Here is a 22,922-nt window from a genome sequence, read left to right on the forward strand (position 1 = left end):
GACCATCGTATAACCTGCCGCCCTGCCGCTTACTTCCACATCGTGCGGCCAAAGAAGGTCAGCGTGCGGTCCCACGCAAGCTGCGACCACGCCGGATCGAACTGCGTCTTCGCGATACGGCCCGGGCCCACCGCCGTTTCGTTCGCGAACGCGTGATGCGCCAGGTAACGATGGAACTCGAAATCGACGTTGGCGTCGGTCAGTTTCTTCTCCAACGCGTCGACCGTTTCGGCGGGGAAGAATTCGTCCTGCGATGCCCAGTGGCCGATCACCGGCACCTTGATCTTCGACGCGTCGATGTAGTCGAGCGGCGGGAAGCCATACCACACTACACCGGCCGCCACGTCAGGAACATTGCACAGCGAGAGCCAGGTGAGCGCGCCACCCATGCAATAGCCGGTCACGGCGACCTTCGCCGCATGCTGCTTCAGATACTGGACCGCGCCGTGCACGTCCTGAGTGGCGGCGTCGCCGAAATCGAGTCCGCTCATCAGGTGGTGCGCCTCTTCTTCCTCGACCGTCGTTTTGCCGCGGTAGAGATCGGGCACGAGCGCCAGATAACCGGCCTGCGCGAGCCGGTCGGCCACGCCGCGAATCTGCTCGTTCACACCCCACCATTCCTGAATTACGACAATGGCGGGCGCGCCTTCCAGCTTCTGCGGTTTGGCCAGATAGCCCTGGAGCTGCTGGCCATCGGGGCGGCTAAAAGTGATCATCGATCCTGCTGGGTTTTTCATCGCTTGCTCCTCGGGTTAGACGAAGCTGCTAGCATAAACCCAGCGCAGCTGGTTCTGCGAAGGCCGACGCCGATCGCGGACGACACGCACGACGCTAGCCGGCACAGACACGCGGAGCGCGCACTGCCTGCGGCACAATCAATACGACTTGTAAGGCAGGAACTTGCCGCTGAGCACCACCTGCACGCGGTCGCCATTCGCGTTCGGCTCGCGCTGGATATCCATCGAGAAATCGATTGCGCTCATGATGCCGTCGCCGAACTCCTCGTGAATCAACTCCTTGATCGTGGTCCCATACACGTTCACGATTTCGTACCAGCGATAGATCAGCGGATCGGTCGGCACCGCGCCCGGCAGCGAGCCCTTGTACGGAACGATTTGCAGCCATGCGGTTTCTTCGTCGGTCAGATCGAACAGCTCGCGGGCGACGCCGGCCTGCTTCGCATCGAGCGTCATCTGACCGAGCAGCGCCGCGGTCGTCCACTCCTTGCTTTTGCCGATCTTGCCGGCAATCTCGGTCCACGTCAGCTTGCGGGCCACCTTGGCGGCGACAATTTTCTTCGTGACTTCATTGCGGTCCATAATCGCGTCCTTTTGAAAAGTCGGGCAACAAACGTTGCATGGCATGTACGGATAGTATCCGGAATCGGATCGATCAAAAAAACAGTCTGGCGCCCTCTCACCACTGATTCGTGACTCAATCCGGCATCGCGCCTTCTTTAATAGGGATTGATCAAGGTCATACAAATACTATAAATACTTCTGAATTTTCTGATCATTAACAAGAATTGTTCGGCTGACAAAGTTTATAGAACTGGTTATGCTTCGATCCATGCTGTTTGGTTTAAAGTGACGATCACGAAGGCGACCATTCTGCGCTGCCGCCTGACTGCCGTCGTTAGAAGCTACTCCGCGTGATAACCGCGAATTCCGGTATCAGGCAAACAGTCCCGCATACTGAAGGCTAATTGCAAGATTAGCCTGACTCAATGTCTCTCAGGTTCTGGCAAGCAATCCTCGGACGCCAGAATCTTTAGGCCGACACATCGTGTCGGCCTTTTTTATTGGCGAATTCTTACAAAATAGAACCATACGGCGCCGAATCAAAAAACCGGCATCCAAATGTCAAATTAATATCACCATTGCCGCGGGAGATTGATGAGCCGCGTCTGAACCCGGTTATCGGATTGAATCCCCGGCGCAATCGGATTACGAAAAAATCAATTGACTTTTGGGGGAGATATTGGCGGACGGTTCGGTCGTCATCGCCACGGCGTTGACGCCGCGCGGCGTCGAGCGAGGGGTCTGCTTCGAACGCCCGCAGTCAAACAGGCCGATAATCGCGAGACCGACAGCAGGAGACAAGACGGTCATGCGCAATCTCGACGAGGACACGATCACCGACGCAGTACTGGCGCGCCACGCCCACGCCGATGACGAACGACTGAAGACCATCGTCACGAGCCTCGTGCGGCATCTGCATGCGTTCGCCCGCGAGGAGACAGATTCGCCTTCGGCTCGCCCCTGATCGCAGAACCACGCCGAGTCCCCAAGCCCTTCTTTTTACGACTTCACTCTCATGGAAAAACGAGCACTCATCATTGGCGCAAGCGGCATTGTCGGCAGCAATCTCGCGGACCGGCTGCTCTCGAGCGGCTGGCAGGTAGCGGGACTCTCGCGCGGCCGCACGCCGGTCTCACCGGCAGTCGAATCGATCACCGCCGACCTGGGTTCGGCCGACTCCGTCAGCGGCGCGTTAAGCGGCAAGTCGTTCAGTCACGTCTTCTTCACCGCGTGGTCGCGCCAGGCCACGGAGAAGGAGAACATTCGCGTGAACGGCGCGATGGTTCGTCACGTGATGGACGCCGTGGGTCCGGCGGGCACGCTCACGCATGCCGCGCTCGTGACCGGCCTGAAGCATTACCTCGGCCCCTTCGAAGCGTATGCGACCGGCGCGGTGCCGATCACGCCGTTTCGCGAGGAGCAAGGCCGCCAGCCCGTCGACAACTTCTACTATGAACAGGAAGACCGTCTGTTCGAAGCGGCGCAGCGCTATGGGTTCGGTTGGAGCGTGCATCGTCCGCATACGATCATCGGCTATGCGCTCGGCAACGCGATGAACATGGGCGTGACGCTCGCAGTTTATGCAACGCTCTGCAAACAGACCGGCCAGCCGTTTGTCTTCCCGGGCTCGGCCGCGCAGTGGAACAGCCTCACCGACATGACCGATGCCCGCCTGCTCGCGCGCCATCTCGAATGGGCCGCCACCTCCGCGACTGCGCGTAACGAGGACTTCAACGTGGTGAACGGCGACGTGTTCCGCTGGAAGTGGATGTGGTCGCGCATCGCCGGGTACTTCGGCATCGAAGCCGCGCCGTTCGATGGCGAACTGCGTCCGCTGGAAGGGCGGATGCAGGACGCCGGGCAGACATGGGCCGCGATCGCGGCGCGCTTCGATCTGAAGGAAGCGGACATCGGCAGGCTCGCCTCGTGGTGGCACACCGACGCGGACCTCGGCCGTCCGATGGAAGTGCTGACGGACATGACGAAGAGCCGCCAGGCGGGCTTCCTCGATTATCAAAGCACGCCCGATGCGTTCTTCGCGCTATTCGACCGGCTGAAGGCGGAGCGGGTCATTCCGCAATGAGCGGGGGCGCGGACAGCCGCTTCCTTCGGCCTTCGATCTTCTCGCTCGCGGGCGGCTAACGCCCGCGATTGAACAACGGCGACGCGTGACTCGCGGCGGCGAGTTCCGCGGCCGCCGCGAGCAGCGTCGGGCCCAGTGTCTCCATGCGTTTTTCGTCGAGCCGCACGAGGGGACCAGCGATACTGATCACCCCCATCGCGGCATAGCCGCGCCGCTGCAAGGGCGCGGCCATCGCCGTCATGCCGGGCGCGAACACCTCGTTGATAGTCGCGTAGCCTCGCTCACGCGCGGCATGCACGAACTTCAACAAGCCGTTGATCGTGGTCGGCGCGTTCGGCCCGTATTGTTTCGGCTGTCCAAAGCCTTGCCGCGAGACGAGTTCGAGCGCGCGTTCGTCGGTCATCGTCATCATCCACGCGTGGCCTGTTGCGCTGCACGAGAGGATCGTGTCCATGCCCATGTCCGGGTCGTAGCGCAATCCCTTTAGCGCGCCTTGCGACTTTGCGACCCATGTCAGTCTGTCGCCGTCCACGATCGCGAGCCGCACCAGTTCGCCGGACTTCTCGGCGACCCGGTCGAGTATCGTCTGCGCGATATCGACGATGCCCGACGTCGCGAGAAAGCCGAGGCCCAGCCCGACGAGCTTGGTGGTGAGCACGTAGTCGCCGTGTTCGCGCAACTGCCGCACATAGCCGCATTGCTTCAGATCGACCAGCAGCCGATGACACGCGCTGCGCGGAATATCGAGCTGGTCGGCGATCATCGCGAGCGGCGTGCCCTCCATCTGCGTGGCGAGAAATTCGAGTACCGCGAGGGTGCGTTCGGTGACGCCGGGCATATCCGTCTCCCACGAAAAGCTGCCTTTTTTTCCTGTGCCGCAAACGCGGCAGCAGCCCGCAGCTTTGCACATTGTGAGATCAAATTCCACCCTGGAATGGCATCCCACCTTCGGATGCTAAGCTGTTTTCAAGGCTGCGATGCCGGATGCCGACAGCGCAATCGCCGAGTCAAGCGATCAGACAAGAGAGCGAAAGCGAGGGCATGGCAAGGCGTCAGGACTCCGCCCTCCCCAGCATTTCGCACGACAGACGGACAAAAGGAGACAACATGATTCAGGATGCACAAGCCGGCGCGCACGCCGCGATGCGCACGCGAGCGGTGACCGCCGCCGCCATCGGCACGGCGCTCGAATGGTTCGATTTCACGCTGTACGGCGCGCTCGCCGCGACGATTTTGCCGCGGCTGTTTTTCCCCTCGATGGACCCGACCTCCGCGCTGCTCGCCTCGCTCGCGACCTTCGGCGTAGGGCTCGCCGCGCGCCCGCTCGGCGCGATCATCTGCGGGCATCTGGGCGACAAGCTTGGGCGCCGCAACCTGATGCTGGGCACCGTCACGGTGATGGGCCTCGCGTCGATGGCGATGGGTCTGTTGCCGACCTACGCGAGCATCGGCGTATGGGCGCCGGTCATCCTCGTGCTGCTGCGCATTCTGCAGGGCTTCGCGCTGGGCGGCGAATCGACCGGCGCGCAATTGATGGCGATCGAACATGCGAGCGCCGATAAACGCGGCAAGTACTCGGGCCTGCTCGGGCTGTGCTCGCCGCTCAGCCAGATCATGGCCAACGGCGTGCTGCTTCTGCTGTCGTCCGTGATGTCGGCGCAGGCATTCGATTCGTACGGCTGGCGCATCCCCTTCGTGCTGAGCTTTATTCTCGTGATCGTGGGCGTCTATATCCGTTTGCGCGTCAGCGAAACGCCCGCGTTCGAGGCGCTGCGTAAAACGGAAGTCGTGCACGTAGGTAGCCCGTTGCGCGATGCGCTGCGTCTGCACTGGCGCACCGTGCTGCGCTGGATGCTGTTCTTTTGCGGCCCGGCGGCGATCTTCTATCTGATCGTGGTGTTCTCGCTCAGCTACATCACGAAGACGCTCGCCATTCCGAAGCAAACCGGTTTCCTGCTGCTGATGGGCGCCAATGTCTGCGCGATCGTCGGCGCGCTCGCGGGCGGCATGTTGAGCGACCGCATCGGCCGCAAGAAGGCGCTCGCGATCGGCTCGACGGCGACCCTGCTGATGCTGTTCTTCTACTTCCAGATTCTCGATACCAAAAGCTTCCTGCCGATGCTGGCCGCGATGGGGTTTTTTCTCGGCTTCACGCAGTTTCAAAGCGGCATTCAACCGGTGGCTTTCGCGGAAGCGTTTCCGACCAACGTCCGCTACTCCGGCTCAGCGCTCGCCTACACGGGTGCGAACCTGGTCGCGGGCGGCCCGATGCCGGTACTGGCCGTGTGGCTGTTCGCCGTATGCAACGGCTCGCCGTGGGGAGTCGTCGCGGTGTGCGTGGTCTTCAACGTGATCTCGCTCGTGATGATTCTGACGGCACGCGAGACGCGCGGCATCGACATGAATCGCACGGATTCGGCCGCGGCCGTGACCGGCGAAGCAGACTTTGCGGCGGCCGGCGTGGGTAACGGCCACCGCACGTGAACACCAATGTGAGCACCGACGTAGGCACGACGGCATGCCGGCGACAGACTGAATTTTGCAAACAGGCGACTGAATAATGACTGAACTCGTTTATGTATTGAATGGCTCGAATCTCAACATGCTCGGTAAGCGCGAGCCGCATCTGTACGGCACGACCACGCTCGCGCAAATCGAACAACAGGTGCAAGCGCTAGCGACGAAGCTCGAACTCACCTGCGAGTTCCGCCAGACCAACAGCGAGGCGGCCATGGTCGACTGGCTGCAGGAAGCGTTCGAACGCGATGCCGCGGTGATCATCAACCCGGCGGGCTTTTCGTTCGCGTCGGTGCCGGTGTTCGATGCGGTTAAGCTGATCGAGCGTCCGTTGATCGAGCTGCACGTCACCAACATTCACAAGCGCGATGAAACCTACCGCCATTCGTTGATCTCACGCGCGGCGACCGGCGTGATCTGCGGGCTCGGCGCGAACGGCTATCTGGTCGCGTTGCAGGCCATGGCGATGGCGCTCGGCAAGAGCCCGCATTTCGGCTGACGTGTGATGTGCCCGGAGGGCGGCAGAGATCGTACGTCCCCCTCCCCCAGCATGCCGTGCCCGCGTGGCGCGGCATTTTTTTGCCTGCCAATCGCAAGAAATTGTTTTGCCTAGGGGAAAACCCGTATAATTCCCACCAAGAGGTCAGACAACTAGAGGATGTAGCCGTCAAGACCCTGGCCCGCGCTCCAGCGCGCGACGCCCACCCTGAACAGCCCTTTGCCAGCTCCGTGAATCCGACTGCCACTGCACTGCCTTTCCGAAACGCCCTCTTTGCGATGCTCGGCATCGGTCTCGTCAACATGCTGGTCGCGCTCGACCAGACGGTCGTCAGCACCGCGCTGCCGTCCATCGTCGCCGAATTGCACGGCTTTGAATATTTCGCGTGGATCGCCAGCGCGTACCTGCTGGCGTCGGTGGTGACGGTGCCGGTGTTCGGGCGGCTCGGCGACTACTTCGGCCGCAAGCGTTTCGTGATCGCCGCCGTGATCACGTTCACCGTCGCGTCGGTGCTGTGCGGCCTCGCCAACGACATGCTGTTTCTCGTCATCGCGCGCGGCCTCCAAGGCGTCGGCGGCGGGATGATGGTCGGCACGGCGTTCGCATCGATACCGGATCTGTTTCCCGATGCCCGCACCCGCGTGCGCTGGCAAGTGGTGCTGGCCGCCGCGTATGGCATCGGCACGGCCGCGGGCCCGTCGCTGGGCGGCTGGATGAGCGAGCACTGGGGCTGGCGCTCGACCTTCCTCGTCAACCTGCCGGTCGGCGCCGCCGCGCTGTATTTCATCTGGGCGCATCTGCCGAGTTTCCGTCGTCCGCAAGAGGGCGAGGTCAAGATCGACTGGCTCGGCGCGGCACTCGTCGCGGCGGTGCTCGCCGGCTTGCAGACGTTCATCGAAGCGGTGCCGAAAAGCGGGCTGACCACCGGCAACGTCGTATTGGCGGTGTGCGTGGTCGCCGGCGCGATTGCGTTGTTCATCTGCGAAAAGCGCGCCACGCATCCGATCATTCCACTTGACCTGTTCAAGGACGCGCAGCTCGTGACGCTGTTTACGCTCGGCATGTTGTCCGGCTTCGTGATGTTCTCGCTGATCTTCTTCGCGCCGCTTTTGCTGCAAGGCGGCTTTGGCCTGTCGCCCCAACAGGCCGGCCTGCTCGCGACGCCGATCGCCGCGTGCATCGCGCTCGGCAGTCTGCTGAACACGCGCATCGTGATTCACATGAAGAAGCCCACGCGGATTCTGACGATCGGCTTCGCGCTGCTGATGTTCGCCTCGATCGCACTGGCGTTCGCGAATCCCGATACGCCGCATCTGCGCATCGTCGTGCCGATGGCGGCGGTCGGCATCGGTCTCGGGTTCATCCTCAACAATCTGAATGTGTTCGCGCAGGAAATCGCCGGGCGGGAGCGCTTCGGCATCACGACCGCGCTGCTGCAGTCCACGCGGATGGTGGGCGGCATGCTCGGCACGAGCATCGTCGCGACCGTCGTGTCGCATCACTACCGCAACGTCGTCACGCGCACGATCAGCGTGCTCGGCGAACCGGCCGCGTCGCAATGGCGGCCGCGCTTCGTCGACCTGCGCATTCTCATCGACGAAGCGTCGAGAACGAAGCTGATCGCGGATATGAAAACGTCAGGGCTCGATACGCTCGCGCTGCTCGATACGGCGCGCGATGCGCTGGTGCAGTCGATTCATATCGGTGTGTGGTTGACGGCGGTGGCGTCGCTGGCGGCGGCATTGCTGGTGCAGCGGATTTCGCACGTGGTGTTTCGGCGCAGCTGATGCTGCTGTGGGGTCGCCTGTGGCAGCGGTCGCAGTTGGCGTGGTGAACGACGCGCGGACTTTCTTGATGGTGCCGCCATGGCGCGCAGTCACTCGGTCCAGCGATCCGCTACGCGTCGTAGTTTGCTGATCGGCGCCGTGGATGGCGCGATCTCGTGGTCGGCGTCATGCTACGCGGGCCGCGACGGCATCGTGATGATCACTGCCTAACCTGCGCAATGATTGGTATTGCCACGTGCGCGTTGAAGCGAAGCACGCACGCGGCGTCGAACAACGGCAGGCGCCGCGCGGTTTCCCGCCCCGCCGCCCGCTTCAGTCAAGCTTTATTCAAGCATCAACGCACGAGGCACGGACGCTTGTTGTCGAACTTCCAGTTCGGGATCAGGTATTGCATCGCCACGCCGTCGTCACGCGCGCCGAGACCATGCTGCTGATACAGCGCGTGCGCCTTCTCGATCTCGTCCATATCCAGCTCGACACCCAGCCCCGGCGCTTGCGGCACCTTCACCTTGCCGCCGACGATCTGCAACGGATCGCGCGTCAGACGCTGGCCGTCCTGCCAGATCCAGTGCGTGTCGATCGCGGTGATCTTGCCCGGTGCCGCGGCGGCCACGTGCGTGAACATCGCGAGAGAAATGTCGAAGTGATTGTTCGAATGTGAGCCCCATGTCAGGCCCCAGTCGTTGCACATCTGCGCGACGCGCACCGAGCCCTGCATGGTCCAGAAATGCGGATCGGCGAGCGGAATGTCCACCGACTGCAACTGGATCGCGTGACCCATCTGGCGCCAGTCGGTGGCGATCATGTTGGTCGCCGTGGGCAGGCCGGTCGCGCGGCGGAATTCGGCCATCACCTCGCGGCCCGAGTAGCCGTTTTCCGCGCCGCACGGGTCTTCCGCGTAGGCGAGCACGTCATGCTGGTCGCGGCACAGACGGATCGCTTCGGCAAGCGACCATGCGCCGTTCGGGTCGAGCGTCACGCGTGCATGGGGGAAGCGCTCGGCGAGCGCGGTGACCGCTTCGATTTCGGCGTCGCCGGGCAGCACGCCGCCCTTCAGCTTGAAGTCGTTGAAGCCATAGCGCGCCTGGGCGGCTTCGGCGAGACGCACGACGGCTTCGGGCGTCATCGCTTCTTCGGTGCGCACGCGGTCCCAGTCGTCGCGGCCATCGGCGCCGCTCGCGTACGGCAGATCGGTTTTGTTGCGATCGCCGATGTAGAACAGATAGCCGAGCATCTCCACTTCGTCGCGCTGCTGGCCTTCGCCGAGCAACGCCGCAACCGGCACGTTCAGATGCTGGCCGAGCAGATCGAGCAATGCGGCTTCGAGCGCGGTCACCGCGTGAATCGTGGTGCGCAGATCGAAAGTCTGCAAGCCACGGCCACCCGCGTCACGGTCGGCGAACTGCGTGCGCGCCTTGTTCAGGATCGCCTGCAGATTGCCGATCGACTGGCCGACGACGAACGGACGCGCGTCGTCGATCGTCTTGCGGATGCTCTCGCCGCCCGGCACTTCGCCGACACCGGTATGGCCGGCGCTGTCACGCAGAATGACGATGTTGCGGGTGAAGAACGGACCATGTGCGCCGCTCAGATTCATCAACATGCTGTCGCGGCCGGCGACCGGCACGACGCGCAGCTCGGTGACGATCGGCGTGGCGTTCGATTCAGAGAGATTCGTGGACATGTAAATAGGATCTGTTGAGTGAGTAAAGCCGGCGGGTGGAAATCATCGCGACTCGAGATCGCGTTCGACACCGATACCGGGTGGAAATTGAAAACCACGTGAGCAGCCCGTGGTTCGTCATTCGTGATTGAAAGTAGTGAACGTCAGTGTAGTCAATGTACTTCGCTGCGCAACGCCTCGGGCCGCTCGCTGTGAGCGCCCCGGCGATTGCGCGTCAGGAAGCCGGCGGCCGCCGCGATCAGCGAGGCCACACCCAGCGCATACAGGCCGCCGGTGATCGAACCGGTGTGCTGCTGCAGATAACCGAACGTGGCCGGCGCGAAAAAGCCGCCGAGATTGCCCACCGAGTTGATCAGCGCGATCACGCCGGCCGCCACGCGGGCGTCCAGATAGCCCTGCGGAATCGGCCAGAACAGCGAAGACGCCGCCTTGAAACCGATCGCCGAAAAGCAGATCGCCACGAACGACAGCACCGGATTGCCCGAAGTCGACGCAAATAGGCCGCACGCCGCGATGACGAGCGCTACCGCGAGCCATGCCTGCTGGAAGCGCCATTTCGCCGACAGCACCGCGAAGCAGTACATCGCGACCATCGCGATCAGCCACGGAATCGCGTTGAGCATGCCGACCTGGAAGTCGGACAGGCCGCCCATCTTGCGGATGATCGTCGGCAGCCAGAAGGTGGCCGCGTAAATGGTCAACTGGATCGCGAAGTAGAGGAAGCAGAACAGCAGAATCTGCGGGTCCTTCAACAGTTTTATCGTTGGCAGATGCGCGCCGCCTTGCGCTTCGCGTTCGGCCTGTTCCGCCGCGATCGAGCGTTCGAGCACGCTCTGCTCCTCCCGGGTGAGCCACGTCGCGTCGCGGATATGCGACTTCAGCAACATCCAGCTGACCCCGCACAGCACGATCGAAAAGCCGCCTTCGATCAGGAACATCCACTGCCAGCCTTGCAGGCCGAAGCCGCGAATGGACAGCAGGCTGCCCGTGATCGGACCGGACAACACCGACGCGAGCGCCGAGCCGGACAGGAAAACCGCCACGGCCTTGCCGCGCTCTTTCTGCGGCAGCCATTGCGTGAAGTAATAGACCACGCCCGGGAAAAAGCCCGCTTCGGCCACGCCGAGCAGGAAACGCAACACGTAGAACGAGGTGTCGTTCCACACGAACGCCATGGCCCCCGCGACCAGCCCCCACGTGCCCATGATGCGGGTCAGCCACGCGCGTGCGCCGTACTTCTGCATCAACACGTTCGACGGCACCTCGAACAGCGCATAGCCGATGAAGAACAGCCCGCTACCCAGCCCGTACGCCGCGGCGCCGATGCCCAGGTCCGTCTGCATGTGCGAATTGACGAAGCCGATGTTCACGCGATCGATGTAGTTCGCGATGAACATGATCAGAAAGAGCGGCAGCACGTGTCGCTTGACCTTTGAAACCGCGGAATCCAGCGGGTTGACTGCGGTGGTGAGGGCTGATGTCAAGGTTGTCTCCGGGATCGGCCACGCGCTGGCAGCCTGCTCGAACAAAACATCGCGCAGCGCGCATTCGGGCAGAGTAAAACTATCCTATCACGCGTGATACGTTGTCTGATGACAGTCTACCTTGCAGCGCGCAGGTTTGAATTGGGTGTTTACCCTGTTTTCTCGCTTGCGACAAGCTCGAAGGCGGTGATCATTCCACCGTTTGGCGGTGGCAAAATGGCAAGGCGCAACTGAACTAGGACGTCTGATGACAAGGTAGCGCGGCCCCTTAAACGGCAATCGACACTCGCTCGCCCAACTGATAAACATTGGAGCAGCGAGTCCATGAAAGCGCGCCAATCCGGCATGCATCGTCGGCAAAATAGCCGACGCCGGGGCCGCCGGGCGCGCGAGAATCGAGTAAAGTCCTGTGCGATACTTTGCAGCAAGTCCAGCCACGGCGTCGCTCCCGATGCCGGCCGGCTCCATGATGATGGCCGGTCGGTCCGAACCGTCCGACGCCGTCACTCGCTCCCGCGAGCGTGCGCATTCCAGCCGATTAGTCAACGACCCACAAAAATGAGCAGCCTAACTGAGAAGGTGGTGGCCACCCTTTCCGATGAAATTCGTCGCGGCGCCCTGAGGCCGGGAGACCGCATTCCCACCGAAGTCGCGATGATGAAGCAGCTCTCCGTGAGCCGCTCCGTGGTGCGCGAAGCCATCTCACGCCTGCAGGCGGCCAAGGTGGTCGAGACGCGTCACGGCATCGGCACATTCGTGCTCGCGCCCGCCGCCGAAAAGCCGATGCAACTGCCCGCCGCCGATCTGTCGAGCATGCTCGACGTCATGGCGATCATCGAATTCCGCATCGACGTCGAGGCTGCCTCGGCCGCGCTCGCCGCCGCAAGGCGCACCGAGCAGAATCTCAAGCAGATTCGTGCGGCGCTGGAGCGCTTCGAGTCCGAACTCGAACGAGGCAGCACGGATACGCTCGCGCACGACATCGAGTTCCATCTGCAGATCGCGCGCGCCAGCGGCAATCGCTATTTCTTCGACGTGCTCAGCCAGCTCGGCCGCGCGGTGAGCCCGCGCACGCGGCTCGGTTCCGCCGAGATCGCGGAACTCGACCATATCGAGCATCTGCGCAACGTGCTCGGGGAACATCAACTAATTTATCGTGCGATCGAGCGGCAGGACGCGGACGACGCGCGCGCGGCGATGCGCATGCACTTGAGCAATAGCCGCGAACGGCTACGGCGTGCGCATGAGTTGAGTAAAGCGGGCGGATGAGTTTTTTCCGCTCGAATCGACGAGCGGGGGGTTGAGCGCTGCGTATTGATCAGGCGCGTGCCGCGTGCCGCGCGAGGCTCGCTCAACGCCCCATGACGGCCTCAAAAACGGGACGCTACACCGCGTACTCCCCGACTCGATGAGACCGACCGATATCCCAGCCCCAAGGACGCGAAGCCGAACACATCGCGCTCATCTTCGTGACGCCATGAATACGATCATGCGTAGCGAATTCACGGAAAGCCATGCCTGCGCCAGCGCATCAAACTCGATTGACCCCCAGACGAATTCGGTGATCCAATCACCGGGCACGCACGGACTGCCGCCGCTACATCGACGACGCCGGCTTTGAATCAGCAATGCCACCGCTTGAAACGAAGGATAAAGGCAAGCCACACGCCACCTAAGGAGCGACCAGCATGAGCGTATCGAAACCCGAAGCTCCGTCCGCACCAGGTTCCGCTCCGGCCAAGCGTGGTGTGCCGATCGGTTTGATCGCGAGCGTGGTCGCGATGATCGTCGTTCTGATGCTGCCGTTGCCCGATACGCTGCCGCCGGCCGGGCACCGCATGCTCGCCATTCTCGCGTTCGCGGTGGTCGTCTGGCTGACCGAAGCCGTCTCGTACGAAGCGAGCGCGATCATCATCACCTCGCTGATCGCGTTTCTCATCGGTACCGCACCGACCATCAAAGACCCGAGCGTGACGTACGGCACGTCGGCGGGAATCAGCATGGGGCTCGCCGGCTTTTCGAATTCGGCGCTCGCGCTCGTGACCGGCGCACTGTTCATCTCCGCGGCGATGACCATCACGGGACTCGACAAGCGCATTGCACTCGTGACGTTGTCGCTGATCGGCACCACCACGCGGCGCATTCTGATCGGCTCGATCGCCGTGACGATCGTTCTTTCACTGGTGGTGCCGAGCGCCACCGCGCGCAGCGCCTGCGTCGTGCCGATCATGGTCGGCGTGATCTCGGCGTTCGGCGTGGACAAACGCTCCAATATCGCGGCCGGCATCATGATCGTGGTCGCCCAGGCCACCAGCATCTGGAACGTCGGCATCCTGACGGCGGCTGCGCAAAATCTGCTGACGGTCGGCTTTATGGACAAGATGCTCGGCGCGCGCGTCACGTGGCTCGAATGGCTGATCGCCGGCACGCCTTGGGCCATCATCATGTCGGCCGCGCTGCTGATCATCGTGCTGAAGATGTTGCCGCCCGAGACCGACAGCATTGCCGGCGGCAAGGAAGCGGTCGCGCGCTCGCTGCGCGAACTCGGTCCGATGACGGGGCCGCAAAAGCGCCTGCTCGGCGTCGCCGTCGGGCTGCTGTTCTTCTGGGCGACGGAGGGCAAGCTGCACCCGTTCGACACCACCTCCGTCACCTACGTGGGCCTCGTGATCCTGATGCTGCCGCGCGTCGGCGTGATGGACTGGAAGACGGTGCAGAGCCGCATTCCGTGGGGGACGGTGATCGTCTTCGGGGTCGGCATCAGTCTCGGCACGGCCTTGCTCACGACCACCGCGGGTCAGTGGCTCGGCGACCTCGTCGCGCATCACACCGGTCTCGATCAGGCGAGCGCGTTCACCGCGTTTGCGATTCTCTCCGCGTTCCTGATCGTCATTCACCTGGGGTTCGCCAGCGCGACCGCGTTGACCTCCGCGATGCTCCCGATCCTGATCGCCGTGTTGCAGTCCATGCAAGGCGACTTCAGCCGGCTCGGCATGACGATGCTGCTCGGCTACGTGGTCAGCTTCGGCTTCGTGCTGCCGATCAACGCGCCGCAAAACATGGTGTGCCTCGCCACCGACACGTTCAACGCGCGCCAGTTCGCGCGCGTCGGCATCGTGCTGACGATTGTTGGATATTTGCTGCTTCTACTGTTCGCCGCGACGTGGTGGAAATGGCTCGGGTGGCTGTGAAGAGCCTAGCCATGCTTCGTGAAGAGGGAGGCCGCGCGCCCCCTCTCACACGCCCAATGCTTCAAGACGACGCCGACCCCGGCAAAATTTCACGATGCGGGACGATGCGTTGCTTCGTAAAAAATCGTGGTGCGTGGCACAAATCAGGCATTTCGCAATGTCGCCCCACGTTGCACATCGCAAAATGAAACGCGTAAACCTTTATTTTTAAACGATAATTTTTAATAGATCGAACTGTCCAACCCCCACTTGCGACGCGGTTCGCTAACGTAGACTCTTTTACAAGAGCAGCGGCTTCAGGCAGTCGAGTTTGAATGGGTCAGAAAAGACGCAGTCTGCCCAGCAGTCAAATCGACGCACGAAGCCGCTCAGGCACCGCGGTTTTTAATTGGCAATTGGGAGACAAAAAATGAAAGGCTTTCGCTTTAGTTCGACCCAGGGAGCGTTCTATATTCTGCCGGGCCATGACGGCTGGGAGGCAACCTACGGCAACGACACGCTCGGTGAATTTTCCACCCCGCAACAGGCTGCCGACGACCTCGCGCGCGGCCTGACCTGCCCGCATCTGTCCGAGAGCGACGACACGTCGACGCTTGAAATTCCAGAGAAACTGGCTGATTGGGAAATCGTCCACGTGTGAGGGCGGGCATGACCGCTGGTCACGCGGATGTAGAAACGGCGATGGCGCTTGTGAGCGCCATCGCCGTCTTTACAGCTTACTTCGCTGCTTGCGTGGGAACTTCAGTGGATGCTTCAGGCCACCGAGTCCACGATCTGGTTCAGCGTCGCGCTCGGGCGCATCGCCTGGCTCGTCAGTTCGACATTCGGACGGTAGTAACCGCCGATGTTCACCGGCTTGCCCTGCGCCGCACCCAGTTCTTCGACGATCTTCGCTTCGTTGTCGGCCATCGCCTTCGCGACACCGGCGAACTGCGCCTGCAGCGCGGCGTCGTCAGTTTGCGCGGCCAGTGCTTCGGCCCAGTACATCGCGAGGTAGAAGTGGCTGCCGCGGTTGTCGATACCACCGACCTTGCGCGCCGGCGACTTGTCGTTGTCGAGGAATTTGCCGGTAGCTTGATCCAGCGTCTTGGCCAGAACCTGCGCCTTCGGGTTGTGGTACGCATTGCTCAGGTGTTCGAGCGACGCGGCCAGCGCCAGGAATTCACCCAGCGAGTCCCAACGCAGAAAACCTTCTTCGACCAGTTGCTGAACGTGCTTCGGCGCCGAACCGCCCGCGCCGGTTTCGAACAGGCCGCCACCTTCCATCAGCGGGACGATCGACAGCATCTTCGCGCTGGTGCCCAGTTCCATGATCGGGAACAGGTCGGTCAGGTAGTCGCGCAGCACGTTGCCGGTGACGGAGATCGTGTCCTTGCCCGCGCGGATGCGCTCGATCGAGAACTTCGTCGCTTCGACCGGCGTCATCACGCGGATGTCGAGACCGCTGGTGTCGTGGTCCTTCAGATACTGCTCGACCTTCTTGATGATCTGCGCGTCGTGTGCACGACCCGCGTCCAGCCAGAACACCGCAGGCGTGTTGCTCGCGCGGGCGCGGTTGACCGCCAGCTTGACCCAGTCCTGGACCGGCGCGTCCTTGGTCTGGCACATGCGCCAGATGTCGCCCGCTTCCACCGGCTGTTCGATCAGCACCGTGCCGGCTGCGTCGGTCACGCGGACCACGCCGTTCGCCGGAATCTGGAACGTCTTGTCGTGTGAGCCGTATTCTTCGGCGGCTTGCGCCATCAGGCCGACGTTCGGCACCGTGCCCATCGTGACCGGGTCGAATGCGCCGTGCTTCTTGCAGTCTTCGATCACCGCCTGATACACGTCCGCGTAGCAGCGGTCCGGAATCACGGCCTTGGCGTCGTGCAGCGCGCCGTCCGCGCCCCACATCTTGCCCGACTCGCGGATCATCGCCGGCATCGATGCGTCGACGATCACGTCGCTCGGCACGTGCAGGCTGGTGATGCCCTTGTCCGAATTGACCATGGCGAGTTGCGGGCGCTGTTCGTATTGCGCCTTGATGTCGGCTTCGATCGCCGCAGCCGTTTCAGCCGGCAGATCCTTCAGACGCGCGTACAGGTCGCCGATACCGTTGTTCGGGTTGAAGCCGACTTGCGCCAGCGCCTCGGCATGCTTGGTCAACACGTCCTTGTAGAACACCGACACCACTTGACCGAAGATGATCGGGTCCGAGACCTTCATCATCGTCGCTTTCAGGTGCACCGAGAACAGCACGCCCTTGTTCTTCGCGTCGGCGATTTCCGCTTCGATGAAGCTGCGCAGCGCGTTCTTGCTCAGCACCGATGCGTCGATGATCTCGCCCGCCTGCACGGCCGTCTTTTCCTTCAGCACCGTCTTCGTGCCGTCGGCGGCCGTCAGTTCGATCTTCACGGCGCCCGCTGCCGCGATCAGCGCCGACTTTTCGCTACCGTAGAAATCGCCGCTGCTCATGTGCGCGACATGCGACTTCGAGTCCGCGCTCCACGCGCCCATCTTGTGCGGGTGCTTGCGCGCGTAGTTCTTCACCGACAGCGGCGCGCGGCGATCCGAATTGCCTTCGCGCAGCACCGGGTTGACCGCGCTGCCCTTGATCTTGTCGTAGCGAGCCTTGACGTCTTTTTCGGCGTCGGTCGTGGCGACGTCCGGGTAGGCCGGCAGCTTGTAGCCCTGATCGCGCAATTCCGTGATCGCGGCCTTCAGTTGCGGCACCGACGCGCTGATGTTCGGCAGCTTGATGATGTTCGCTTCCGGACGCGTGGTGAGTCCACCGAGTTCCGCCAGATCGTCGGAACCCTTCTGCTCCGCGGTCAGGTAGTCCGGAAATGCAGCAATGATCCGGCCGGCGAGCGAGATGTCGCGCGTTTCGACGATCACGTCGGACGAGCGCGTGAACGCCTTGACGATCGGCAGCAGCGAGTAAGTCGCCAGAGCAGGCGCTTCGTCGGTCAGGGTGTAGATGATCTTCGGCGGTGTGGACATGTTCGATGCTTTGCTAGATGAAGTGATAGACAGAGCGTTGGTAGCGCTGAGCCAGCGAAGTTGCGACGAAGCAGCAAAAACGCAGCGCAACCTACGGCACTACTTTTTACGGCCTGACCGTGAGTATATGCGCGTTTTCCTCTATTCGCTGCTAAACAAACAGGTCCGGAAACACCCCTCAACAGGGCCGAGTCCCGCCAGATAAGGCTTTGGTGGCAATGAGGGCTGTCTTAAGACAGATGTCTTATACATGACTCAATGTTTCTCATGTTTGTAAATGCGAATTAGATGCATTAATATTCATGCTCTTTGAAGGTTTGAAACATCTGTTTAACAACCACTCGCTCGAACGCGCGCCGCCGCGCCCGACTTTGGTGCGTAGCTGCGTCACCCTGCCTAACTCAAACAAACATGCAGAAATCCTTTATCGCCGGCCGTCCGGCGTTTGCGCGCGCTCCGCGCCGCACCCCTTCGCTGCTGAGCGCGGGGCTTCTGGTCAGCGTGGGCCTGTCGCTTTCCACGCTGTCATCGTCGGGGTGGGCGCAGGCCGCGGCTAGCGATGCGGCCGCCACGCTGCCGGCCGTGAGCGTGTCGGCAGCGAAAGATACGACCGTGGCGCAGGCCGATACCGTCAGCGCCGGCGCGCTGGGTTCGCGCAAGCAGGTGGACACGCCGTTCTCGACGCGGGTCGTGACGAGCGAGGAAGCGCAGGATCTGTTCGCGACGACCGCCAACGACCTGTTCAAGTACGACCCGGCCGTGACCGTCAGCAGCGAAAACTCGGTCAGCGAAAACTCGATGTTCAACGTGCGCGGCATGCCGATCGACACGCTGAACAGCATCAAGGTGGACGGCCAGACCTTCCCGTCGTGGGACACCGACCTGTCGCTCGAACCGTTCGAGCAGGTCGAACTGCTCAAGGGCCTGTCCGGCTTCATGTACGGCTTCGGCGCGCCCGGCGGCATCGTCAACTACGTGCTGAAGCGTCCCACCGACGACCCGTACCGCAGCTTCACGCTCGGCTACGAGTCGTCGAGCGTGTTCACGCAGGCGGTGGACCTGGGCGGACGCTTCGGCAATGACAACCGCTTCGGCTACCGCCTGAACCTCGCCAACGAATACGGCAACACCGCCGAGGAAAACGGGCACGTGAGCCGCCAGGTCGCGTCGCTCGCGTTCGACTTCCGCATTACGCCGGACCTCGTGCTGAGCGCCGACGCGCTCTACCAGAAACGCAAAACCGAAGGCACGCTCTTCGGCCTGATGTTCGCGGGCGGCATTCCCGACGCGAGCAAAGTCAGCGGCACGCTCACGCAGCCGCAGAACTACTACATGACCGAGATGGCCTCGTTCGGCACGGGCCTCGACTATCGCCTCTCCGACAACTGGCACGCGAGTGTGAAGTACCGCTTCGCCAAGGAGAACCGTACCAACTCGGACAGCTTCCTGTATGTGTCCGACGACGCGGGCAACTACTCCAACACGCTCTATGCGGCGATGACGCGCTACTTCTACCAGAACGTCGACGCGATGGTGCAGGGCAAATTCAACACCGGCTTCATCAAGCACGACGTGGTGCTCGGCGCGGGCTACCAGACGCAAACCAGCGAGTACAGCAACAGCGTCGGCTGGAACGAAGGCTACTTCCTCGGCAACGGCAATCTGTACAGCACCACGCTGCTGACCAACGACGAAGTCAGCATCGGCTCGGACCTCTATCGTGAGCAGCGCACCACGCAGGCCGCCGTGTATGCGAGCGACACGCTGCAGTTCACCTCGCGCCTGTCCGCGCTGCTCGGCGTGCGTTACACGCAATACCGCCAGAACGTGTACGACCCGAGCGGCGCGGTCACGTCGCAATACAGCGCGAACCCGGTCACGCCGACCTTCGCGCTGATGTTCAAGACCGATCCGTATTCGACGGTGTACGCGAGCTACGTCGAGTCGCTGGAACAGGGCGGCGCGGCGTCGAACCTCAACCTCAACTATCCGGCGACTTTCGGCCCGCTGCGCAGCAAGCAGTATGAAGTGGGCTTCAAGTCCGACCACAGCAGGTGGGGCGCCAACCTCGCGCTGTTCCGTGTCGATCAGGGCTACAACTACACGAACACCGCGAACGTCTTCGTGCAGGACGGCACCAAGCGTTACACCGGCATCGACGCGAGCGGCTGGCTCGCGCTGACCAGCGAATGGCGCGTGATGGGCGGCGTGATGTGGCTCGACACGAAGGCCGTCGACATCGACGATCCGGCCATCGAGGGCAAGCGCATTTATGGCGCGCCGCGCTTTACGGTGACGGGCCGTGTCGAATACAACCCGGCGTATCTGCGTCCGTTGACGCTGGCGTTCGGCGGCAAGTACGTGGGCAACCAGGCGGTCAACGCGGCCAACACGCAGTTTGTGCCGGCCTACACCACGTTCGATCTGAGCGGCAGGTACGAAGCGAAGATCGCCGGCAAGGACGTCACGTTCCGGGCGGGCATCAACAACCTGTTCAATCGCCGCTACTGGACCACCGCCTGGGGCTATTACGTATCGCCGTCGCCGACTCGCACCGCGGTAGCGAGCGCTACTTTGCAATTCTAACTATTGCGTGACCGAGGGGCGGCCCGCCCGGGCGCCCCGATCATCGTGGGTATCTCCGCCACCAGCGCGTCGATGGCGCAGCGCGTTTTCAGCGCGAGATAGCGGCTCTTCGGCCACACCGCGTGGATCTCCTGCGAAGGGCGGAAACAGTTCTCCATGACGGTCACGAGTTCGCCGCTTTGCTCGTACCGCGCCAGTAGCCAACTCGGCAGCCAGGCCAGACCAAATCCGGCGAGTGCGGCATCGAGAATGCCCTGCATGTCGTCGAAACCGAGTTGCGGCTCGACCTGCGCGCGGCGAATCTGTCCGTCGACGTCGACCACGTCCCAAGGTTGCGCGACACCCGCGCGCAGATACGCGATCACCGCGTGCCCGCGCAGTTCATCGACGTTGCGCGGCGTGCCGTGCCGCGCCAGGTACGCAGGCGCCGCGCCGATGCTCGCGTGCTGCATGCCGAGCTTGCGCGCGGCCAGACTCGTGCTGTCGGCGAGCGGCCCCACCCGCACCACGAGATCGAAGCCCTCCTCCACCACATCGACGAAGCGGTCGCTGATCGATATGTCGATCTTCAATTGCGGATGCTTGCGCGCGAGGCCGAGCAGCACCGGCGCCACGCAGTAGTGGCCGAAGGCTTGCGGCACGCTCACGCGCAGGCGCCCTTTCGGCTCGCGCCGCCCCGAATCCAGATCGGCTTCGGCAGCTTCGAGTTCGGCCAGCGCGCGCACGCAGCGGTCGTAATAGGCCTGGCCGTCCTCCGTGAGACTCTGACTGCGCGTCGTGCGATTGATGAGACGCACGCCGAGCCGCTTTTCGAGCCGCACAATCACCTTGCCGACCGCCGAGCGCGTGAGGTTCATGCGCTCGGCCGCCAGCGCGAAGCTGCCTGTTTCGACGACACGCACAAACGTCGTCACACCATCGAGGATGTCGCTCATACCTTCACCTGATTGGTTCCACCGTGGACACATTGATGGGATTTTTGTGTGCCAATAGGGACACTGATTCCCCCTATATTACCCATTCCATGATGGCCAAGCCCATCGTCCAATGAGGTGAAAGTCCATGTCCAGTCATCCGCACGCGCCGCCACGGCGCGACGAACGTGAAAAGCCTGAAACAACCGCGCGTGACTCACAAAGCGCACGAACCAGCGCAAGCGAGGCCGCCACCTCCCCACCGCGCGCCGCGCGCCTCCCCAAGAACACGCTTGCGCTCGGCGCCGTTTGCCTCGCGTCGCTGATGTTCGGTCTGGAGATCTCCAGCGTGCCGGTCATCCTGCCCACGCTCGAGCACGTGCTGCACGGCGACTTCAAAGGCATGCAGTGGATCATGAACGCCTACACGCTCGCGGTGACCACCGTGCTGATGGCAACCGGCACGCTCGCGGACCGCTTTGGGCGCCGCAGGATTTTCGTCGTCGGCATCGCACTATTCGGCATCACGTCGTTGCTCTGCGGCTTCGCGCAGAGCGTGCCGATGCTGATCGCCGCGCGCCTGTTGCAGGGCGCGAGCGGCGGCGCGATGCTGATCTGCCAGGTCGCCGTGCTCTCGCATCAGTTCAGCGACGGCCCAGAGCGCGCCCGCGCATTCAGCGCGTGGGGCATCATCTTCGGCATCGGGCTGGGTTTCGGGCCGATCATCGGCGGGATAATCGTCGCGGTGTCGAGTTGGCAGTGGGTCTTCTGGGTGCACGCGCTGCTTGCCGTCGTCACGTTGACGCTGGTTTTCGGCGGCGTACAGGAATCGCGCGATCCGCATGCGGATACGCTCGACGTCGCCGGCATCGTCACGCTTTCGCTGGCGGTTTTCGGCCTCGTGTACTTCATCACCCAGGTCCCGGCGCTGGGCTTTACGAATCCGCGCGCGCTCTTCATCATCACTGCGACCGTGCTCGCCTTCGTGGCCTTTCTCTACGCGGAGAACCTAAGCGCGCGGCCGATGTTCGATTTTTCGGTCTTCAGGATTCCGCAATTTTCGGGCGCGCTGATGGGCTCGGCGGGCATGAACTTCAGCTTCTGGCCGTTCATGATCTATCTGCCTATCTATTTCCAGATCGGCCTCGGCTACGACAGCGTGAGCGCGGGCCTCGCGCTGCTCGCGTACACGTTGCCGACGCTGCTGTTCCCGCCGCTCGGCGAACGGCTCTCGCTGCGTTACGGTTCGGGCATCGCGATACCCGTGGGCCTGTTGACGATCGGCCTCGGCTTCATGCTGATGAAACTCGGCAGCGGCGCCGCGCATCCGGGCGTGTCGAGCATGCTGCCCGGCTGCGTGATTGCAGGCGCGGGCCTCGGCCTCACCAACACGCCCGTCACCAATACGACGACCGCCGCGGTGCCCACGCAGCGCGCGGGCATGGCATCCGGCATCGACATGAGCGCGCGGATGATCACGCTCGCCATCAATATCGCGTTGATGGGAGCGATCCTGGTCGGCGGCATTCTCTACCATCTGAAGACGAACCTGCCGGCCACGCTCGACATCGCGGAACTCGGCCGGCTGGCGGAAAAAGTGGCGGCAGGCGATGTCGATGCGATCCGCGCGGGCATCCCGTCGCTCACGCGAATCGATCCGTCCGGCAGCATCGTGCATGCTGCGCTGATGCGGGGTTTCGGCTGGGTGATGCTTTACGGCGGAATCGGCGTGTGGGTGCTCGCGGCCCTCAGCTTCGTGATCTCGGGGAGCGCTTCGAGGAGGCTGATCAAAGTGCCCGCCTCGAAGCAAACGTCGCCCGCTACACGGCAGAACGCTCGCTGCGATTCATGCTAAACCGCCGGTGCCTGGCAAGCCGTCATCGCGACTTGCCGG

Annotated in this window: 17 protein-coding genes and 1 pseudogene; 10 read left to right on the top strand and 8 right to left on the bottom strand. The window is 62.7% G+C overall.

Annotated elements, in window-relative coordinates; genetic code table 11:
- Positions 1 to 29 precede the first annotated feature (29 nt).
- From ACZ9H4_RS02715 to ACZ9H4_RS02725, 3 genes are all read right to left on the bottom strand, one after another.
- Entirely contained in the window at positions 30 to 737 is a 708-nt protein-coding gene (locus tag ACZ9H4_RS02715) for a dienelactone hydrolase family protein (protein ID WP_476118169.1), read from the bottom strand.
- A gap of 138 nt (positions 738 to 875) precedes the next feature.
- On the bottom strand, positions 876 to 1,319 hold the full coding sequence (cynS, locus tag ACZ9H4_RS02720) for a cyanase (protein WP_408149299.1): 444 nt from the start codon (positions 1,317 to 1,319) through the stop codon (positions 876 to 878).
- Between the two features lie 627 nt (positions 1,320 to 1,946).
- Positions 1,947 to 2,111 carry a hypothetical protein gene (locus tag ACZ9H4_RS02725; RefSeq protein ID WP_408149297.1) on the bottom strand — a complete coding sequence of 55 codons (165 nt, stop codon included), beginning with the start codon at positions 2,109 to 2,111 and terminating at the stop codon, positions 1,947 to 1,949.
- Between ACZ9H4_RS02725 and ACZ9H4_RS02730 the strand changes: the two are divergent.
- Positions 2,110 to 2,235, top strand: a pseudogene (locus ACZ9H4_RS02730) (hydroxyquinol 1,2-dioxygenase); the annotation flags it as partial. The gene ACZ9H4_RS02725 and the pseudogene ACZ9H4_RS02730 sit on opposite strands and share 2 nt — an antisense overlap.
- Positions 2,236 to 2,316: 81 nt before the next feature.
- Positions 2,317 to 3,384 (top strand): SDR family oxidoreductase, encoded by a 1,068-nt coding sequence (locus tag ACZ9H4_RS02735; protein WP_408327189.1) that lies wholly within the window; start codon positions 2,317 to 2,319, stop codon positions 3,382 to 3,384.
- Positions 3,385 to 3,439: 55 nt separating this feature from the next.
- On the opposite strand, the gene ACZ9H4_RS02740 is transcribed toward ACZ9H4_RS02735, so the two are convergent.
- Positions 3,440 to 4,222 (bottom strand): IclR family transcriptional regulator, encoded by a 783-nt coding sequence (locus tag ACZ9H4_RS02740; protein WP_476118170.1) that lies wholly within the window; start codon positions 4,220 to 4,222, stop codon positions 3,440 to 3,442.
- A gap of 269 nt (positions 4,223 to 4,491) precedes the next feature.
- Between ACZ9H4_RS02740 and ACZ9H4_RS02745 the strand changes: the two genes are divergently transcribed.
- From ACZ9H4_RS02745 to ACZ9H4_RS02755, 3 genes are all read left to right on the top strand, one after another.
- Positions 4,492 to 5,868, top strand: coding sequence for an MFS transporter (locus ACZ9H4_RS02745; protein ID WP_408149292.1), 1,377 nt, complete (start codon positions 4,492 to 4,494; stop codon positions 5,866 to 5,868).
- A 76-nt stretch (positions 5,869 to 5,944) separates the two neighbouring features.
- The gene (locus ACZ9H4_RS02750) at positions 5,945 to 6,400 is read left to right on the top strand and encodes a type II 3-dehydroquinate dehydratase (protein WP_408149290.1); all 456 of its coding nucleotides are present in this window, start codon (positions 5,945 to 5,947) and stop codon (positions 6,398 to 6,400) included.
- A gap of 278 nt (positions 6,401 to 6,678) precedes the next feature.
- The gene (locus tag ACZ9H4_RS02755) at positions 6,679 to 8,187 is read left to right on the top strand and encodes an MFS transporter (protein WP_408149288.1); all 1,509 of its coding nucleotides are present in this window, start codon (positions 6,679 to 6,681) and stop codon (positions 8,185 to 8,187) included.
- 334 nt (positions 8,188 to 8,521) lie between these two features.
- Here the strand turns inward: ACZ9H4_RS02755 and gudD are convergent, their stop codons facing one another.
- Both gudD and ACZ9H4_RS02765 read right to left on the bottom strand, forming a co-directional pair.
- Positions 8,522 to 9,871: a glucarate dehydratase gene (gudD, locus tag ACZ9H4_RS02760; RefSeq protein ID WP_408327186.1), complete on the bottom strand. Its 1,350-nt coding sequence runs from the start codon at positions 9,869 to 9,871 to the stop codon at positions 8,522 to 8,524.
- Between the two features lie 152 nt (positions 9,872 to 10,023).
- On the bottom strand, positions 10,024 to 11,355 hold the full coding sequence (locus tag ACZ9H4_RS02765) for an MFS transporter (RefSeq protein WP_476118171.1): 1,332 nt from the start codon (positions 11,353 to 11,355) through the stop codon (positions 10,024 to 10,026).
- Between the two features lie 558 nt (positions 11,356 to 11,913).
- On the opposite strand from ACZ9H4_RS02765, the gene ACZ9H4_RS02770 reads away from it, so the two are divergent.
- The 3 genes from ACZ9H4_RS02770 (at position 11,914) to ACZ9H4_RS02780 (ending at position 15,186) form a co-directional block, all read left to right on the top strand.
- Entirely contained in the window at positions 11,914 to 12,624 is a 711-nt protein-coding gene (locus ACZ9H4_RS02770; RefSeq protein WP_408149282.1) for a FadR/GntR family transcriptional regulator, read from the top strand.
- A gap of 419 nt (positions 12,625 to 13,043) precedes the next feature.
- Entirely contained in the window at positions 13,044 to 14,546 is a 1,503-nt protein-coding gene (locus ACZ9H4_RS02775; RefSeq protein WP_408149280.1) for a DASS family sodium-coupled anion symporter, read from the top strand.
- Positions 14,547 to 14,955: 409 nt separating this feature from the next.
- Positions 14,956 to 15,186 (top strand): hypothetical protein, encoded by a 231-nt coding sequence (locus ACZ9H4_RS02780; protein WP_168667352.1) that lies wholly within the window; start codon positions 14,956 to 14,958, stop codon positions 15,184 to 15,186.
- A 113-nt stretch (positions 15,187 to 15,299) separates the two neighbouring features.
- Here the strand turns inward: ACZ9H4_RS02780 and ACZ9H4_RS02785 are convergent, their stop codons facing one another.
- Positions 15,300 to 17,528: an NADP-dependent isocitrate dehydrogenase gene (locus ACZ9H4_RS02785; RefSeq protein ID WP_476118172.1), complete on the bottom strand. Its 2,229-nt coding sequence runs from the start codon at positions 17,526 to 17,528 to the stop codon at positions 15,300 to 15,302.
- 411 nt (positions 17,529 to 17,939) lie between these two features.
- Between ACZ9H4_RS02785 and ACZ9H4_RS02790 the strand changes: the two genes are divergently transcribed.
- Positions 17,940 to 20,114 (top strand): TonB-dependent siderophore receptor, encoded by a 2,175-nt coding sequence (locus tag ACZ9H4_RS02790; protein ID WP_476118173.1) that lies wholly within the window; start codon positions 17,940 to 17,942, stop codon positions 20,112 to 20,114.
- Here ACZ9H4_RS02790 and ACZ9H4_RS02795 read toward each other — a convergent pair.
- Positions 20,111 to 21,049, bottom strand: a complete 939-nt coding sequence (locus tag ACZ9H4_RS02795; RefSeq protein WP_408151791.1) for a LysR family transcriptional regulator — start codon at positions 21,047 to 21,049, stop codon at positions 20,111 to 20,113. The genes ACZ9H4_RS02790 and ACZ9H4_RS02795 overlap by 4 nt on opposite strands.
- Positions 21,050 to 21,353: 304 nt before the next feature.
- Here ACZ9H4_RS02795 and ACZ9H4_RS02800 point away from each other — a divergent pair, with 304 nt between their 5' ends.
- A complete protein-coding gene (locus tag ACZ9H4_RS02800) occupies positions 21,354 to 22,883 on the top strand; it encodes an MFS transporter (RefSeq protein ID WP_476118274.1) in 1,530 nt (509 codons plus the stop codon).
- Positions 22,884 to 22,922: the final 39 nt, after the last annotated feature.

The sequence above is a fragment of the Paraburkholderia sp. TE9906 genome (genome assembly GCF_056279605.1).